Raw genomic sequence first — 15194 nt, forward strand, 5'->3', positions numbered from 1 at the left:
GGCCGTGATCACCTCCGGGTGGTCACGGCCCGTCGGTGTTTCATCGACCGCTCAACAGTCGCCGCAACAGGTCGACGTAACGTCAACGGCGCTCACTCGCCCGCTGCCCGTCAGGACAGCTCGACCATGATCAACTCCTGCCCGGGCCGGGGGCCGGTTGCAGCCCTCGCCCGAGTCGACCGAGCAGTACGGCGGCAACCGCGGTGAGCCATCCGAAGCTCAGCACGATCGCCCCGGTGAAGGCGAGATTGATCACCGGATTCCCTGCCCCCGTGGCGATCCCGGCAAAGGAACAGCTGAACAGGACACCCACGATCAACGAGATCCAGGCATCGCGGATTCGGCGATGTCTGGCGGCGATCCGGGCGACGACGAAGCAGCAGATGATCAGGCACAAGAACCCCAGACCTCCGAAGGTCAGATGAAGCAGAGCGTGCAGGCTCGAGGTCGGCGGTCTGCCGTCCGGCGCACCGACCGGGAAGCCGTACGCCGGATCGGCCGCGAAGGCGCCGGCGGCAACGCATGAGACGCCGTACCCGGCCAACAGTGCGGCAGCGAACCGCCGTCCCCGTTCGCGGGTGGGGAATGCGCGAGCCAGGCCGACGGCACCTGCCACCAGCAGGGCACCGGTCAGGATCAGATTCGCCGTCTGGATCCAGCCGAGGGAGCCGAGTGCCAACAGGCTCCACTCATGAATCCTCGGATCGAACCCCGTGCGCGTGAACGCCTGCAGCAGCGAGATCACGACGTAGCAGGGCCCTGCAACGGCCATGCACCGAAGCAGCCACCTGGTCGGATTGCTGTCGACGAGGTTGCCGTCGCTCGGTCCGTCGCGTCGGGACGGGACGTTGCTGATCATGCCACTGCGGCCACCGACTGGCACCGAAGTGATCCGATCGGTCATGATGGTTCTCCCTTGTTTGAAAGAGGAATGCGGTCCGAAGATGATGCGGCCTTCGGGACGGCTGGCTTCCACCGCGGTTCGGACTCGGAACTGATCGCCTGCCCGGGACTCAGCCGACGATCGCCAACACCACACAGACGGCCCCCACCGTGAGGTCCAACCCGATGCACCAGACCGCGAGGGACCGCAGCACGACCCGGTTCTTGCGATAATGCAGCAGATCCCAGCCCGCATGCGCGGCAAGAACAACACCGGCCAGCACCAACCCGGCCCGTGGCGCCAGTGCCGTCGCCAGCACCGCCAGACCGAAGTACGCCGCCATCGCCGACACCTGCGGCAGTGACAGCTTCGGCGCCCGGATCAAGCCGACCACCGCGAGCAGCAGCCCGACCCCGGCCATGATCAGCCACCAGGGGACGGGGCTGATCAGGCCGAGGAACGGCACCCCGCTGGCGATCGGCACGGCCACCCAACTCATCCACCGCAGACCGGTCACCGCCGCGGTGAGATAGCAGAGCGCGGCCACCCCGACCGCCGTTGCCGGTGTCATCGCCGTTGTCGACGCCAGCGGCGGCCCGTGCATAGCACCGAGACCGAACACGATGCCGATACCGGAAACGACGCCGAGTACGACCCAGAACGCGTTACGGAGCCATCTGCTGGTGTTCGGCAGACCGACGACATTCCCGTCGCCCGATCCGCTGCTGGTCATCTCGTTCATGATCATCTGCTCTCCTTCGGCTCACCGATGAGCCTGCCCCCGGTCGGCGCCACAGTCAGCAGATCTGCATCCGGACGGCAGATTTCCTGGGATACCTGGCCGCTCTGCACCATCTGCTCTACGCTGCCCCTGTGCCACCGCAGAGCGTGCTGGTCATCGGGTACGACGGTGCCGAGCTGGTCGACATCGCGTGTGTGACGTCTGCCTTCGCTTTGGCCAATCGATTGGGCGCAGCACCCCACTACCGTGTCGAACTGGCATCCCTGGGCGGCCGATCGATCACGTCCGACTCCGGTCTGCGACTCGAACCGCAGCGCTCACTGGAGGAGGTCGACTCCGCCGAGACCATGATCGTTTCCGGTGGGCTCGGGCATGTCGACGCCGCGGCGAATCGGGACTTCTTGCGCGAGATCGTCCGGCTCGCTGCTACCGCGGGCCGGATCGCCTCGGTCTGCACCGGGACCACGGTGCTGGCCCAGGCGGGTCTGCTGGACGGACGTAGGGCGACAACGCACTGGTTCTACGCCACCGGACTGGCCGCACGGTACCCGGCGGTCACGGTCGATGCGTCGCCGATCTATGTCCGGGACGGCAATGTGTCCACCTCAGGCGGGGTGACGGCCTCATTGGATCTGACCCTGTCATTCATCGAAGATGATCATGGAGTCGAGCTCGCCCGACGAGTAGCCGTCGGGATGGTCACCTACCTGCAACGGCCCGGCAACCAGGCCCAGATGAGCATCTTCACCTCCACGGCGCAGCCGGATGATGCGACGGTCCGTCGGGTGATCGAGTACATCATCGCCCACCCCGAGGCCGATCTGCACACCGAATCGCTGGCGGCGATGGCCGGGGTCAGTCCGCGTCAACTGCACCGGCTCTTCACCGAACGGCAGTCCGAGACGCCCGGTAGTGCCGTCCGCCGGATCCGGCTGGAGATCGCCGCACGGCTGGCCGCAACCACTGACCTGCCGGTGGCGCAGATCGCCCGCCGCTGCGGATTCCGATCGGCCGAGAGCCTGCGTCAGGCCTTTGTCCTCCGCTATGGCATCAGCCCGCGAGAGTTCCGCCGTACCCACCTCCAGGCCGCCCACTGATGATCATGGCCGGAGCACAACTCCCGACCGCATCCGCCGGCGTCTCGGCAACCGCCGATGTCGTACGCCGTCCACCCGCGGGTCCGACACGCCTCCCGGAGACGGCACCGAGCGTTTCCCTTGTAGCTAACGGAATCGACAGAGCTGTCGGTACCGCCACCTACGGTCTGTCTGCCGGCTGACGGACAGAACTGTCGGTACCGCCACCTACGGTCTGTGTGGCGGCTGACGGACAGAACTGTCGGTACCGCCACCTAACGTTTGCGGTGTAGCTGACGGACTCGGGGAATGTCATGACAGTTGTCGATCAGGAGCGGGACACGGTAGTCGATCAGGACGGTCGTGGCGACGGTCCCGAGGGGCCGGCCGATCCGTACGCGCTGGGTGGTCGATTGATGGCGGCAGCCGGCGACCTGTCCCGGCAGGAAGCGGTGTTCTTGGAGTTGGTCGGCCTGTTCGACGCTATCGACGGCTACCGATCCTGGGACGGCATCCGGTCCACCGCGCACTGGCTCTCCTGGGCCTGCGCGATCGCGCCGGGGACGGCCCGCGAACACCTCCGCGTTGCCCGTGCCCTGCTCCGGATGCCAGACACCCGAGCAGCCTTTGCCAGCGGCGACCTGACCTTTTCCAAGGTCCGCGAGCTCACCCGCCTGGTCGACCACTTCATCGACCCCGACGCCACGTCCGAGGGAGCCGACGACTCGTGCGACGTCGCTACTCCCCCTGGTGCTCAGCCACACCGTGAGGTGCCGGCCGAAGGGCGGCCCGGTAATGGTCCGTCCGCCGATGTCCACGGCGCCGACGGCGATCAGCCGGTAGATCCGGGTGAGGCCGCCGGACAAGAACGCGGCGATGTCGATGCCGACGGACCGGCGTCGTCACATTCCGCCCACAGCGGGGACTCCTCCGCCGATGTCGGCCCGTCGGATGTCGGCGCCGTACCGAGCCCTTGTCCGGCCACCGCTGCGATTGCGAGCGCACCGGATCGGCCGGACGAGGCCAAGTTGATCCGATTCGCACAATGTTGCACGGCTCAACAGCTGGCACGCGTCGTGACGAGCTACCGCGCCGTCGAAGGGACCAGCCGACGTCGCCGCGACCGCCAACGCGTCTCCTGGGTGACGCGCGATGACGGCAACATCCACATCACCATGGTGTTGCCGCCCGAGGAGGGCGCCGCCGTGGTCGCCGCGATCCAGTCCGCGACCGACGCCAGCTCCACCCAAGATGACCAGGCCGAGCCCGGAGCGGTGGTGGCTGATGATCGCCAACCCGGCCAGTCATCCGATGAGGTCAGAGCCGAGGCACGAGAACGGACCAGGGTCGAGGCGGTCTGCGAGATCGCGAATCATTACCTCGCATCCCGCCCCGAGGACCGTTCCGGCGAAGACCGCACGCTGGTCGTCCTCGAAGTCAGCAGCAGCGCGTTGGCCGCCACGTCATCGCGGCCCCCGGCCGGCCCACTGCAGGGCGCAGGCGTTCCCTCGGGAACGGGTCGGCTCGACAGCACGGCGTCCGACAGCAGGGCGACCGATAGCAACGCACCGGCCAGCGCCGCACCCGGCAGCACCGCGCCACGAACGCCGCCTCCGCACGGCGTACCGACGCAGGCGGCGGACGTTCCAGCGGGGACGGTCAGTCCTCCGACGACATCACGGCCGGCGCTCGCCGATCCGCATGACCAGACCTGCCGGGTCCGCGGCGCTGCTGCGATCGAGACCAGCGCGGCGCAGCGTGCGTTGTGCGACTCCCGCATCGTCGCGATCATCACCGATCAGTACGGGGAGCCGCTCGCGGTCAGCCGTGAGCAACGGCTGGCAACCCGAGCCCAACGTCGAGCCTTGATGATCAGGGACGGCTGCTGCCAATACCCCGGCTGCAATCAGACCCGACGGCTGCAGGCGCATCATCGGGTCCGTTGGTCCGACGGGGGCAAAACGGATCTCGACAATCTGCTGTTGCTGTGCCAGTGGCATCACACCCGAGTCCATGAGGACAAGATCTCGATCAGTCGTTGCGGACATCCCGGCTGTCCGATCCGCTGGCAGTTCACCCGCCCGGACAACAGCACGATCGCCCCGATCGTCGCCGGCCGCGAGGAACGAAACCCGTGGCGACCGATGTCCGATGCGCTCGGCCGACCGCTACCCGAGCCGGCTCGAGAGGCCGCCCGGATCCGCAATGATCATCGGGTCGCCGACTTCACCGGCCGACAAACAGCGTTGGCCGAGCAGCAACAAGCCCTCGAGGATCGGTATCGACACATCGACTGCCCGGACCATCCCGATGCTCAGCGTGTCTTCCCGGTCGGCGGTGGCGCCGGATTCAATCTCGCCGCCTGCGTCGACGCCCTGTTCGGAATGGTCCCGCTGCCGGCTGGCCAATACAGTTGATCGGGCCGTCGTACGCTCGGACACGAGCGTGCGATCTCCCATCGCTCAGCAGGTGAACAGCCAGAGCATTCTGCTGACCGGGACGGGAACCAGCCGAAGACTGCGACCACGACGACGGGCACTCAAACCCTGGGCACACAACCGGAGCCCTCGAACCTGGGCACTCAAACCTGATCACTCAAACCTGATCGCTCAAACCTGATCACTCAAACCTGGGCACACAACCGGAGCCCTCGATCCCGGTCACTCAAACCCCGGCCCACGGATACGCCGGTTGCCGATCCGAAGTCTGCGCCTCGCGTTCCAGCAGGAACGCGAGACAACCCCGATGATCATGGCCGGCACCAGAAGCATGGCATCGCGCTCCTCGGCTGCCCGACACCAGCGTTCCAGCGGGAACGGTCGGCCCTCGATCCCCCACACCGGACACCGTGTTCCTCCACCGGGCAGCAGGCTGCCGCGAAGTCAGTGCTGGTGCGGATGCGGCGCCGGTATCCGCCGTCGCATCCTGACACTATGTCCGATCGGAAAGGTTTCATCGCCTGGGTGGAGGGCCCGCTGTACGCAGCCGAGTTGGCCCTTCACAACGGTGACGCCGCGCCGAGGCGGGCATTGTGGTCTCGTGCCGAGCCGCTCAGCGTCCTGGGCGCCTGGCGCAACGCATTCGGCCGGCAGGAGATCGACGAGCTCTTCGGCACGCTCGCTGCGAGTTTTTCCGACTGCACCTGCTATACCTTCGAACTGCTGAGCTACGACGTGTCCGGCGATACGGCGTACACCGTCGGGCTCGAGCACACCTCGGTCTCCGTCGACGGCCGCCCGCGCAGCTACACGCTGCGCGCCACCCAGATCTATCGCCGAGAAGGCGGCGAATGGCGGGTCGCCCACCGGCACGGCGACACCGTCCTTCCAGACGTCGAGGGCGGCAGTTCGTCGAGGTGATCGCACCAGCGCGTCCCGTCGAGATAGTCGCACCAGCGCGTCCCGTCGAGATAGTCGCACCAGCGCGTCCCGTCGAGATAGTCGCACCAGCGCGTCCCGTCGAGATAGTCGCACCAGCGCGTCCCGTCGAGATAGTCGCACCAGCGCGTCCCGTCGAGATAGTCGCACCAGCGCGTCCCGTCGAGATAGTCGCACCAGCGCGTCCCGTCGAGATGGTCGCACCACGGCAGCCCGACCGACCTCACCGCCCCAGCGCGTCCCGACGGGTGACCGCACCAGCGCCTTCCGACGAAGCAACCCCACCAGCACGACCCGACGAACTGGTCGCAACGGCGGCGGTTCCTCGTCCTGAACGCGCCGCCTCCGACAACCGTCAGCTGTCGATCGTCCCGGGTCGGGCGACGTAGGGCTGGAAGAACTGGTTGGCCGGCGCGCCGGCGCGGGTCAGCACCAGTGCCGGGACCGACATTCCGTCCAACTCCTCGCGGATGATGTCGATATGGCCGGCGTGCCGGGCCAGCTCCTCGATCTGATGGACCAGGTTGTAGCGCAGCTTGATCGGCCGAGGCTCGGTGATACCAGCCCACGGAGCCGGCGGTGCGAGGGCGTCGGCATCCGGATCGGCTGCCTTCATCGCGGCGAGGAATTGCGGTCGGAGCTCGTCGAACTCCGCCAGCAGGGCGGTTGTGGTCTCGCCCTCGCCCAGGGCAAAACTTGCGGTGTAGGCGGCGAACGCAGCCGCGTCCAACTCCCCCGGCCCGGCCTCACCGGTCGTCAATGCCCGTACGGTCCCGCGCAGCCCGTACACAACGTGCTTGATGATGCCGGCCACCGACAGAACGCTCCGGCAGGGTGTGGCCACCGCCTGTTCCTCGGTCAGTCCGAGCGCGGCCGCGCGGATCGCGTCCAGCTGCTGATCGGCGTATCCGACCAACGTCGCGATCTCCTGGTCGACAACGGGTGCGTACATGGAACCTCTTTCGCTTGATGACTTCCGCTTCGGGCAGCAGCCTATGGAGGTTTCCGGACAGTTTCTGTCCGTTGATAACGCGAGATCCGTCGCACCTGCCGCGGACGGCGACACACCGGCCCGACTGGCGAGGCTCTTGACCTGAAGCGTCCGGAACAGCACAGTTGGTTAATCGATTATCCCGCATCGGTATCTTCGAGAGGAATCAGCCGTGGCCACCGCTGCCCCCGATCGTCCCGCCCCATCCACCCGCCGTTACCGGCGTGCTCCCCGACACCGTGACCGACGGCTGCCGATCCTGCTGAGCGCGATCTGCCTGCTGGTCGCGATCCTGACCCCGCTGTCGACCACCGGCGCGAGCGCCGCACCCGATCCGAGGGTCCCGTTGGCGGGAGTCCCGGATGGCGACCTGGGCCAGACGCCGGGCAGCTACGCCTACTACGGCTTCGATCAACCGTCGGTGGACAACCTGCACTGGACACAGAAGATCACCACCGATCCCGGCCAGGCGAATGTGTTCTGGTCCAACCAGTTCACCTTCGACAACGACTGGACCGGCTACACCGGCTTCCAGTCCCACCGCGACGGTCTCGGCATGTTCCTGGTCTCGATCTGGAACAGCACCGACTCCAGGACGGGCAGCCCCGGCACCTACTGCATCACCTTCTCCGAGGACGGAACGGGGCGCGGCTGCCGGCTGGACGTCAGCCCGATTGCGGGACACAGCTACCGCTGGGACGTCAGCTCCGATGCCGGCGGCTGGTACACCTTCACCATCACCGACGAGACCGCCGGCACGAGCTTCACTCTCGGGTCGATCAAGGTCGGCGCCGGCGTCGGGATGGACACCAGCCGATTCGTCGCCTGGACCGAATACTTCGACTGGAACGACCCGCAGGCGACCTGCCTGGACGAGCCGTCCTCGCGACTGGCAATGAGCACGCCGACCAGCCGGACCACCAGCGGTCCCCTGACGGCGACATGGACGAAGTCGCGGGTCAGCGACGGCTGCGCCACCCAGGCCACCGTTCGCTTCGACGACGCAGGCGCGATCCAGCGTGACGGGATCGGGAACAGCGCAGCCGGGCGGATCACCAACCCCGGCGGACTCTGCCTGGCCGGCGGAACGTCGGCTACGTCGCTGACCCTGCAGGGGTGTGACAACTCGATGGTTCAGCAGTGGAACCGCGGCGCCGACGGAACACTGCGTGCCGACTGGCGATGCCTGACCCCGCGCGGCAACAAGGCCCCGTACGGAACCTCGCTGGACACCTGCCGGTCGATCCAGGCACAGGGATTCCGTGCGAAGGACGACGGCACGATCGTCAATCCGACCACGTCGACCTGCCTACAGGCCGACGACAATGCGGTCGGCGCCAAGGTCACCCTCGTCGCCTGCGATCCGTCCGCGATCGACCAGCACTGGAAGACCCCGGCACGCATGGTTCGCTGAACACGATGGGCTCGCCCGCCACGAAATGGTGCACTGAACGAGGCAACCGACTCGTTTGCGCAACGGTGAGCTGCGGTGACAGGCCCGAACGGGCCGCGTCAGGAACGGTGGGCCGTATCTGAAACGGGTGGCTCATCTCGGAAATCCGACGGTCGGGAATGGCAACATTAGGGACGAAGGTCCCGAATATCGCTCCAGGTCTCGGATTCCGGAGCCTGGTCGTCTAACTTGTGGCTGACCGCGATCAGCCCGTCGTCGGGAGGGGCTGATCGCGGACCTCACTCGACACTCGTCGATGCCGCCCGGGGGACTCGATGCCGCCAGGGATCGTGCGCCCTCAGGCCTGCTGGAATTCGATCCGATTGCCGAACGGATCGAAGGTGTGGAACCGCCGCACGCCGGGAATCTCGTCGTCGGCACGGACGCACTCGTGACCGGCGCCGAGCAGCGTCCGCTCCAGGTCGTCGAGATCCTCGACCAGGAAGGCCGGATGCGCCTTCTTGGCCGGAGCGAACGGCTCTTCGACGCCGACATGCAGGACCGCCGCACCGGAGCTGAACCAACACCCGCCCCTGGCGGCCAGTGCCGGCGGCTTGGCAACCTCCGACATCCCGAGCAGCCCGGCATAGAAGTCTCGAACCGCCGCCTCTTGGCCACCAGGCATCGCAACCTGCACGTGGTCGATCCCGGTGATCATCCGCATCCACACCTATCTCTTGACATCAAGATACTTGAGAATAGCGGACGATCAGGAGCGGCGGAACCGGTCCGGCGCGAACTGTCCGATCGGATGCTCAGTCCGACCGTGTTCGGCGAGATCGGCAAGGATCTCGCCGACCACCGGGACGAACTTGAAGCCGTGCCCGGAGAAACCACAGGCGATCGACACCTGGTCATGATCGGGATGACTGCCGATCACGAAGTGCTCGTCCGGCGTCATCGTGTACATGCAGACCTTCGCCGCCAGCGGTTCTCCGGTCGCGGGGATCAGCCGGCGGGTTCGCTGCTGGACGCGGTGGATCTCGGCAGCGGTGACGGTGCGATCAAGATCATCAGCGGTTGTCGGCCGAATCGCCTCCGAGCGGTGGATGCCGATCTTCATCCCGCCGTCGGTGCCGTCCTGGATCGGGAAGCCGTAGATCTGATCATGATCGTGGCGTTCCTCGACGTAGATCGGGTGCTCGGCGTCGGTGTAGCGCCGGATCGGCAGCTCGGCGGTGGCCTCCGGCCGGAACCAGTACATCACCTGCCGCTGCACGACCAGTGGCAGACCAAGATCATCGAGCAGGCTCGGTGCCCAGGCACCGCCGGCGATCACCAGCCGGTCGCCGACATAACTGCCCGACGGCGTCACCACCCGGACTCCTCCACCCGGCTCGGTGGACCATGCGGTGACCGGCTCGGCGAAGTGCAACTCGGCACCCTTGGCACGAGCTAGTCGGAGATTGGCCTCGATCGCCGCTTCCGGACGGACATACCCGGCGTTGCGCTCCCAGACCGCACGTGCATCGGTGGCCGGGCTCAACGTCGGGAACTCCGACCGGATCTGTTCGGCGTCCAGCACCTCGTGCGGCAGCCCCCACTGCCGAGCTGCCGCCAGCGCACCGGTGAAGATCGGTCCGGAATCGTTGCCGATGTAGAGGCCGCCGCAGAGGTTGACCAGGTCGTCCCCGGATTCGGATTCCAAGCGATCCCAACCCTGGTAGGCCGATCGCAGCAGCGGGACGTAGTCCGCGCCCTCGAAATAGGACTGCCGAATGATCCTCGACGCACCGTGCCCGGACCCTTGATCATGAGCGGGCCAGAACGCCTCCAGCCCCAGCACGCCGATCCCGCGAGCGGCCAACGCGTTGGCCGCTGCCGCGCCCATCGAGCCGAGTCCGACGACGATCACCTGATAGCCCGCCATGTCGGCACGATAGTCGACCCGCGGTTGTTCGCCGGGTCGAATTGCCCGCCCGGTCGACAAGTCCGGTCGACGAGTCCGGCCGACGCACCGGTTGCGCTCGTCGACGAGACCAGCGCCTCCTGGTGTCCTGCACCCCGGACAAGCTCAGGGAGCCGTGCCATGATCACGTCGGCGACCGACTGACCGAACCCCGTCCCTCCGGCTCAGGAACCCTGTGTCAGCCTGTCGGGCGCCGAGTCGAACTCCTCCGGCGGTAGGTCCTTCAGGTACTTGTTCATCGTGGGCCGCCAAAGGTCCGCACCGGCATCCCCACCGCCGGAGCCGCTGAGCTCGACGCCGGTCGACGGGACGGTGTAGCCCTTGAGCCCGTCGCTGCGATAGCTGGGCTTGCCCGCGATGAACGGCTTGCGAGAGGTGTCCTCGGCGATCATCGAAACCGTTGCGGCATTGGGGGTGTAGCCCGCGAACCAGACCGCCGCGTTGCTGTCGATGGTGCCGGTCTTGCCGGCCTGCGGCCGCTGATCGGCAGTCTGCGCCGGATTCCCGGTGCCGTCGGCGATCACGTGCGACAGCAAATCGTTGACGGCGTTGGCGACGTCGGCGCTGATCACTCGTTTGCAGTCGGCGTCCGGCGGGGTCAGCTCCTTGCCGTCGGCTGTGCTGATCTTGTCGACCATCACCGGAGTGCACCGGATCCCACCGGAGGCGAAGGTCGCGTACGCAGTCGCCATCGACAACGGGTTCACCTCGGCCGTACCCAGGGTGAAAGACGGCTTGTCGGTGTAGGAACTGATCGGCGCCTCGGCGGTGTTGCTGGTCACGCCCAGCTTTTCGGTCATCTGCACCACGTTGCACATGCCGGCGTCGAGTTCGAGCGGGACGAAGTAGTTGTTGACCGAGTTCTCCGCGGCCTTGATCATGTTCATCCGTCCGTTCACGCCGGTCGAGTTGCGGACCGTCCAACCGTTGATCGTCGAACTGCCGTCGCAGGTCTCAAAACTCCTGCCGTCGTAGGATTTCTCGACCGGCGCGTTGTAACGCCTGGTCATCGGGATCCCTTGCTCGAACGCGGCCGCCGCGGTGAACGCCTTGAAGGTCGAGCCTGCCTGGAAGCCGGTCGACCCGCCGAGATCCGGCGCCGCCGAGTAGTTGTAGTAGGTCTCGCCCTTGTCGGGTCCCATCACCGAGTTGTTCTGTGCCATCGCCCTGATCTTGCCGGTCCCGGGCTCGACGATGTCGGTCACCGCGGTCAACGGATCGGTCGGCCCGATGATCTTGTCGATGGCCTTCTGCGCAGTCTTCTGTGCGGTCGGATCGATCGTGGTCCGGATGGTCAGCCCGCCGCGGTCGAGCCGATGTTCCCGTTCCTTGGCCGTCGCCCCCAGGCGGTCCGAGGCCAGCAGTGATCGTTTTGCATAGTCGCAGACGAACGGATACGTCGACGATGCGCAGCCACTGCTGATCGTCTTCACGGCGTCCCGGTCGAAGGGCGTCGCCTGAGCATTCTTGGCGTCGGCCTTGTCGATCACACCGAGCTGGGACATCCGGCTCAGGACGTAGTTGCGTCGTTGAACTCCTGCCTCTTCGTGGGCGACCGGATCGTAGGCGTCGGGGCTACGCACCAGCCCGGCCAGCATTGCCGCCTGCGGCAGAGTCAGCTCTGCTGCTGTGGTGTCGAAGTAGTGTTCTGCCGCAGCCTCGATCCCGTACGCTCCGCCGCCGAAGTAGGCGATGTTCAGATACCGTTCCAGGATCTGGTCCTTGGACAGCTTCTTCTCCACCGACATCGCGTAGCGCAGCTCGGTGAGCTTGCGTTGGTAGCTGTCGTCGGTCGCCTTGGCGACCGCTCGTTGATCACCGTCCAGTGAAGCCTGGTTCACCAGCACCTGCTTGACGTACTGCTGGGTCAGCGTCGATCCACCCTGCACCGTACTGCCGCTGGTCTGGTTGGCCAGGAACGCCCGCAAGGTGCCCTTGAGGTCGATCGCGCCGTGCGAGTAGAACTTGTCGTCCTCGATGGCGACCACCGCCCGCTGCATCACCGGAGCGATCTTGTCCAGCGGGACGTAGCTGCGATTCTGATCGTAGAAGTAGCCGATCACCTCACCGTCGGAGGCCAGCACCGTCGAGCGCTCGGCCTGCGCCGGCGCGTCGAGGGCCTTCGGCAGGGCTCCCAGATTGGCCTGAGCGGTCTTGGTTCCGGCGCCGGCGAGCGCCAGCGCCGGAAGCGCCAAGCCGGCCACCAGGCAGCCGGCCACGATCGACACCAGGACGAAGAGCAGCGCCGAAGCGGACACAGAGCGTTCACGGGTCGCCATGTCGGCCAAGACTAGGAATCGACTGGCTATGCGCTGCCTGTGTCCGCTCCGCGGACTCGTTCAGCAGACGTTCAAGATCATCGATCGGGCTTGGCCGACGCACTCGACTTGGGCGTGTCGCTCTTGATGCTGGCTGGGCTCTTCGTCGGCGGCTTGCCTGAGGAGTAGACGGCCTTCACGGTCCCGTACTGGGCGATCTTGCCGCTGGCCGGTGAGAACCGGACGAACTTTCCCCGCGGCACGGTCGTGCTCGGTCGGGTGACACGTCGGACGGTCAGTCCGGCTGCCTGCAGCTTCTTGATCGCGACGGTCGAGGACAGCCCGGCAACATCCGGCATTTCCACCGGTTTGCCGTGCACGATGGCGTCGCTCGGTTCACCGAACGAGGTCTTCGGTTTGTCCGCCAGGTATTCGGTGACCGCCGGTTTCCAGATGCCGGGTCCCGCGTCGCCACCGCCCGAACCGCTCAGATAGACGCCGGTCGACGGCACCGTGTAGCCCTTCAGGCCTTTGCTGCGATAGCCCGGTTTCGTCTTGTTGAACGGGGCTCTGGTGTTGTCGACGGCGATCATCGCCGCTCCCGATACCTCCGGGGTGTAGCCCGCGAACCAGACCGCCGCGTTGCTGTCGATGGTGCCGGTCTTGCCGGCCTGCGGCCGATGATCGGCGAGCCGGGCCTTGGTCGCCGAGCCGGTGCTGACCACACCGGAGAGCACCTTGCTGACGCCTCGCGCGACGTCGGGTGAGATCACCCGCTTGCAGTCGGCGCTCGGGGCGGCCAACTCCTTGCCGGCGGGCGTGGTGATCTTGGAAATGATGATCGGATTGCAATGGATTCCGCCCGAGGCGAGCGTGGCGTACGCCTCCGACATCGACATCGGGCTGACCTCGACCGTGCCCAGGGTGAAGGACGGCTTGTCGTCGTAGGAGTTGATCGGCGCGCTCTCCACACTGCTCTGTGCACCGAGTCGGGACGCCATCCGGGTGACGTCGCACATCCCGGTGGCCAACTCGAGCTGGACGAAGTAGGTGTTCACCGACCAGGCGGCCGCCTTGGCCAGGTTCATCTTGCCGTTCACGCCGGTGGAGTTGGTCACCTTCCAGTCGCCGTTCACGCTGGTCCTGCGTTGACAGCTGTCGAAATGGCGGCCGCTGAAGTTCATCGTCTTCTTGGCGTTGTAGGTCTTGGCGATCGGGATCCCGTCCTGCAGCGCCGCAGCCGCGGTGAACGCCTTGAACGTGGATCCGGCCTGGAACCCCTGTCCGCCGCCCATCGACTGCGGGACCGAGTAGTTGAAATAGGTCTCGCCCTTGCCGGCATCGTCACCCATCACCGGACGGCTCTGTGCCATCGCCACGATCAGTCCGGTCCCGGGCTGGATCATGTCCATGGTGGAGATCAACGGATCCTTCGGCCCGATCATCTTGCTGACCGAGCGCTGCGCCATGTCCTGGGTCTTGGGATCGATCGCGGTCCGGACGGTGAGACCGCCGCGGTCGATCACCTTCTCGCGTTCTTCCTTGGTGTCCCCCAGGCTCGGCGTTGCCAGCAACGACCGCCGTACGTAGTCACACAGGAACGGATAGTCGGTGTCCACGCAGCCGGTGCGGACCTGGGTGACCTTGGTCGGATGGAAGCCGGTCTTGATCGCCGCGTCGGCGGCCGACCGTGTCACTTCCTTCAACGCGGCCATCCGATCGAGCACCTCGTTGCGACGATCGAGCCCGGCCTGTCGGTGCTGGACCGGGTTGTAGGCGTCCGGGCTCTGCACCAGCCCGGCCAACATCGCCGCCTGCGGCAGCGTCAACTTCGCCGCGCTGGTGTTGAAGTAGTGCCGGGCCGCGGCTTCGACGCCGTAGGCACCGTCACCGAAGTAGGCGAGGTTGAGATAGCGCTCCAGGATCTGGTCCTTGGAGAGCTTCTTCTCCAGCGCGATCGCATACCGAAGCTCGGTGATCTTGCGGTCATAGGTGGTGGCCTGGGCATCCTTGACGGCCTGCTCGTCACCGGCCAAGGTCGCCTCGTTGACCAGCACCATCTTGACGTACTGCTGGGTGATGCTGGACCCGCCCTGGACCGTGCCGCCCGCGGCCTGATTGCTGACGAAGGCGCGCAGCGTGCCCTTCAGGTCGAAGGCCCCGTGCTCGTAGAAGCGGTGATCCTCGATCGACAGCAGCGCCCGGCGCATCACCGGCGCGACCTTGTCCAGCGAGACATAGATCCGGTTCTCGTCGTAGAAGTAGGCCAGCACGTCGCCGTGCACGTCCAACACCTTGCTGCGCTGAGCCTGTGGAGGCAGCGTCAGGTTGGTGGGAACCCGACTCAGCTGGCTGTTCGCGGCGCGGGCACCGAAACCGGAGGCTGCCGCGAACGGGATCACCAGAGCCGCCACCAGCAGCCCGCACAGCACGCTCACAACCAGGAACATCGCGCCGGCACCGGTGACGGTGACGAATCGCTTGAGGCCGTGAACCATGCGTTCG

The 15194-nt window shown here is 66.4% G+C and carries 11 protein-coding genes; 4 read left to right on the forward strand and 7 right to left on the reverse strand.

From position 1 onward, the window contains the following. Positions 1–130: 130 nt before the first annotated feature. Together BLU38_RS05310 and BLU38_RS05315 are read right to left on the reverse strand one after the other, a co-directional pair. Positions 131–904 carry a DUF998 domain-containing protein gene (locus BLU38_RS05310; RefSeq protein WP_197680000.1) on the reverse strand — a complete coding sequence of 258 codons (774 nt, stop codon included), beginning with the start codon at positions 902–904 and terminating at the stop codon, positions 131–133. 109 nt (positions 905–1013) lie between these two features. After that, positions 1014–1631: a hypothetical protein gene (locus BLU38_RS05315; protein WP_091521005.1), complete on the reverse strand. Its 618-nt coding sequence runs from the start codon at positions 1629–1631 to the stop codon at positions 1014–1016. A 125-nt stretch (positions 1632–1756) separates the two neighbouring features. Between BLU38_RS05315 and BLU38_RS05320 the strand changes: the two genes are divergently transcribed. The 3 genes from BLU38_RS05320 (at position 1757) to BLU38_RS05330 (ending at position 6060) form a co-directional block, all read left to right on the forward strand. Then, a complete protein-coding gene (locus BLU38_RS05320) occupies positions 1757–2722 on the forward strand; it encodes a GlxA family transcriptional regulator (protein ID WP_091521009.1) in 966 nt (321 codons plus the stop codon). A gap of 293 nt (positions 2723–3015) precedes the next feature. After that, the gene (locus tag BLU38_RS31335; protein ID WP_157683225.1) at positions 3016–5118 is read left to right on the forward strand and encodes an HNH endonuclease signature motif containing protein; all 2103 of its coding nucleotides are present in this window, start codon (positions 3016–3018) and stop codon (positions 5116–5118) included. Positions 5119–5634: 516 nt separating this feature from the next. After that, entirely contained in the window at positions 5635–6060 is a 426-nt protein-coding gene (locus tag BLU38_RS05330) for a nuclear transport factor 2 family protein (RefSeq protein WP_091521014.1), read from the forward strand. A 373-nt stretch (positions 6061–6433) separates the two neighbouring features. Here BLU38_RS05330 and BLU38_RS05335 read toward each other — a convergent pair whose 3' ends face one another. Continuing rightward, complete coding sequence (locus tag BLU38_RS05335) at positions 6434–7030, reverse strand: mycothiol transferase (RefSeq protein WP_091521017.1); 597 nt, start codon at positions 7028–7030, stop codon at positions 6434–6436. Between the two features lie 211 nt (positions 7031–7241). Here BLU38_RS05335 and BLU38_RS05340 point away from each other — a divergent pair, with 211 nt between their 5' ends. Continuing rightward, positions 7242–8483, forward strand: coding sequence for a ricin-type beta-trefoil lectin domain protein (locus BLU38_RS05340; protein WP_091521020.1), 1242 nt, complete (start codon positions 7242–7244; stop codon positions 8481–8483). A gap of 337 nt (positions 8484–8820) precedes the next feature. Here the strand turns inward: BLU38_RS05340 and BLU38_RS05345 are convergent, their stop codons facing one another. The 4 genes from BLU38_RS05345 to BLU38_RS05360 form a co-directional block, all read right to left on the reverse strand. Beyond that, positions 8821–9180 carry a VOC family protein gene (locus tag BLU38_RS05345; RefSeq protein ID WP_091531970.1) on the reverse strand — a complete coding sequence of 120 codons (360 nt, stop codon included), beginning with the start codon at positions 9178–9180 and terminating at the stop codon, positions 8821–8823. Positions 9181–9231: 51 nt separating this feature from the next. After that, a complete protein-coding gene (solA, locus tag BLU38_RS05350; protein WP_091521023.1) occupies positions 9232–10392 on the reverse strand; it encodes an N-methyl-L-tryptophan oxidase in 1161 nt (386 codons plus the stop codon). A gap of 203 nt (positions 10393–10595) precedes the next feature. Next, positions 10596–12710 carry a transglycosylase domain-containing protein gene (locus tag BLU38_RS05355; RefSeq protein WP_091521027.1) on the reverse strand — a complete coding sequence of 705 codons (2115 nt, stop codon included), beginning with the start codon at positions 12708–12710 and terminating at the stop codon, positions 10596–10598. Between the two features lie 77 nt (positions 12711–12787). After that, on the reverse strand, positions 12788–15187 hold the full coding sequence (locus BLU38_RS05360) for a transglycosylase domain-containing protein (protein ID WP_091521030.1): 2400 nt from the start codon (positions 15185–15187) through the stop codon (positions 12788–12790). Positions 15188–15194: the final 7 nt, after the last annotated feature.

Source organism: Microlunatus soli (assembly GCF_900105385.1).
Taxonomy (GTDB): domain Bacteria; phylum Actinomycetota; class Actinomycetes; order Propionibacteriales; family Propionibacteriaceae; genus Microlunatus; species Microlunatus soli.